General features: G+C 72.9%; 2 protein-coding genes. One reads left to right on the forward strand and one right to left on the reverse strand.

Features of this window, described 5'->3' with window-relative positions:
* Positions 1-347 precede the first annotated feature (347 nt).
* The gene (locus ACYVE7_RS33205) at positions 348-1136 is read left to right on the forward strand and encodes a formylglycine-generating enzyme family protein (protein WP_460370432.1); all 789 of its coding nucleotides are present in this window, start codon (positions 348-350) and stop codon (positions 1134-1136) included.
* A 97-nt stretch (positions 1137-1233) separates the two neighbouring features.
* Here ACYVE7_RS33205 and ACYVE7_RS33210 read toward each other — a convergent pair.
* Positions 1234-1965 (reverse strand): hypothetical protein (locus tag ACYVE7_RS33210; RefSeq protein WP_460370434.1); only part of this gene is annotated, 732 nt, incomplete at its 5' end.

Here is a 1965-nt window from a genome sequence, read left to right on the forward strand (position 1 = left end):
CCGCGCCCTGCCTGGTCAGCCCGCCGCGCAGCGCGGGAGCGGCCAGCGACGCCTTGTGCAGCGCCTCGAACGCCGCCCGCTCGACAGGCCCGCCGAGATCACGCCGCCGCAGCCGCGCCAGGACCACGACGGCCACCGCCCCGACCAGACCCGCGATGAGGTACTCCACCCGGTCAACGTAGCGGTCGCGTGATCGCCGGCGCCGTGTCCGCGGGGTGCGTGGATACCCTGGAGGCATGAGTTCGTCCGAGATTCCCGCTTGCTGTACGGCCCCCCGGCCGGCCGGGGGGCCCGTGCCGTCCGGCCCGGTGCTGTCGATCACGCCGAGGGCCGTCGCACCCAGAGGCATGATCTTGCTGCCGGGCGGCGCGTTCCTCATGGGGAACGAGGACGGGCTGGCCAATCCGCTGGACGGGGAGGGACCGGTCCGGAAGGTGGTCGTCGCGCCGTTCCGGATCGACCCGACGGCCGTGACCAACGCGCAGTTCGCCCGGTTCGTCAAGGAGACGGGGTATGTGACGGAGGCCGAGCGGTTCGGCTGGTCGTTCGTGTTCTTCGGGATGCTGGCGCCCGAGGTCGCGGCCTCCGCGCAGGCCCCGCAGGGCACCCCGTGGTGGCGGGCGATCGAGGGCGCGTACTGGCGGAACCCCGAAGGGCCCGGCAGCGACGTGGCGAAGCGGCAGAAGCACCCCGTGGTGCACGTGTCGTGGCATGACGCGTCGGAGTACGCGGCCTGGGCGGGCAAGCGGCTGCCGACCGAGACCGAGTGGGAGTACGCGGCGCGCGGCGGCCTCGAAGGCGCCACCTACCCGTGGGGCGACGAACTCGACCCGCGCGGGCAGACACGGTGCAACATCTGGCGCGGGCACTTCCCCGACCAGCACGAAGGCACCCCGGGACCGGTCGCCGCCGACTCCTACCGGCCCAACGGGTACGGCCTGTACAACACGGTCGGCAACGTCTGGGAGTGGTGCGCGAACCCGTTCGCCGACGACCCGGGCGCGCGGGCGATGCGCGGCGGCTCGTTCCTCTGCCACGACTCCTACTGCAACCGCTACCGGGTCGCCGCGCGCACCGCCAACACCCCCGACTCCAGCACCGGCAACACCGGCTTCCGCTGCGCCGCCGACGCTTAGGCCGAGTTGCGAAGTCGGCGCTCGTAGCGAGCGGCGTCCAGGTGGCTTTGAACACGCCTTAGCGGGCTCGCTCCGAGCAGGACCGAGGGGACGCGGCTCAAGGCGTGAAGCGGGCGAGGGTCCAGTCGTCGAAGTAGGCGACGGTGTGGGGCCAGGACGGGTTCTCGCGGTGGGTGACGAAGCCGATCCGGCCGCCTGTCCAAGGGGTGTCGGTGTCGGTGTGGTCGAAGGCGGGCGCGCCGTCGACCCAGAGGGCCAGCCGGGTGCCCTTCGCGGTGACCGAGCAGATCGCCTGGACGTCGTGGTAGCGGTCGCCGAGCGCCTTGACCTTGCCGCCCGCCAGATCGGAGACGGTGTTGCGAACCGTCTTGCGGAGCCGGGCGTTGCCGCGGCGGCTGACAGTCAGCTCGTAGTCACCGGTCTGCGCGGTGCCCATCCTGTCGTTGCCGAAGCACAGGACGCCCGCCTCCGCGTCGTCCGCGCCCTCGGCGATCCGCATCCGGGTGGTAGTCAGCAGATGCTGGCCGACTCCCCCGTAGGCGGCCCGCCAGATCCAGTAGGTGGGGAACCTTCCGGTGGTGGACTGCCGCCACGCGCCGTCGGCGTAGCCGCCGCCCACGCCCGCGGGCCAGCCCGACTTCGGGTCGGTGAAATCGTCGGGGCCGAGCAGGGTGGTGGCCGTCTTCGGCGGTTTCGGGGTCTCGTCGGCGAGCAGCGACAGCGGGCTCACCGGCAGCAGGAACACCGCCGCGAGCAGCAGCACCGCGACGACCGAACCCACGGCCATCAGGGCACCGCGCCGCGTCCGGACGGGCCGGGCGGGCCCGGG

Source organism: Actinocorallia lasiicapitis, assembly GCF_054778695.1.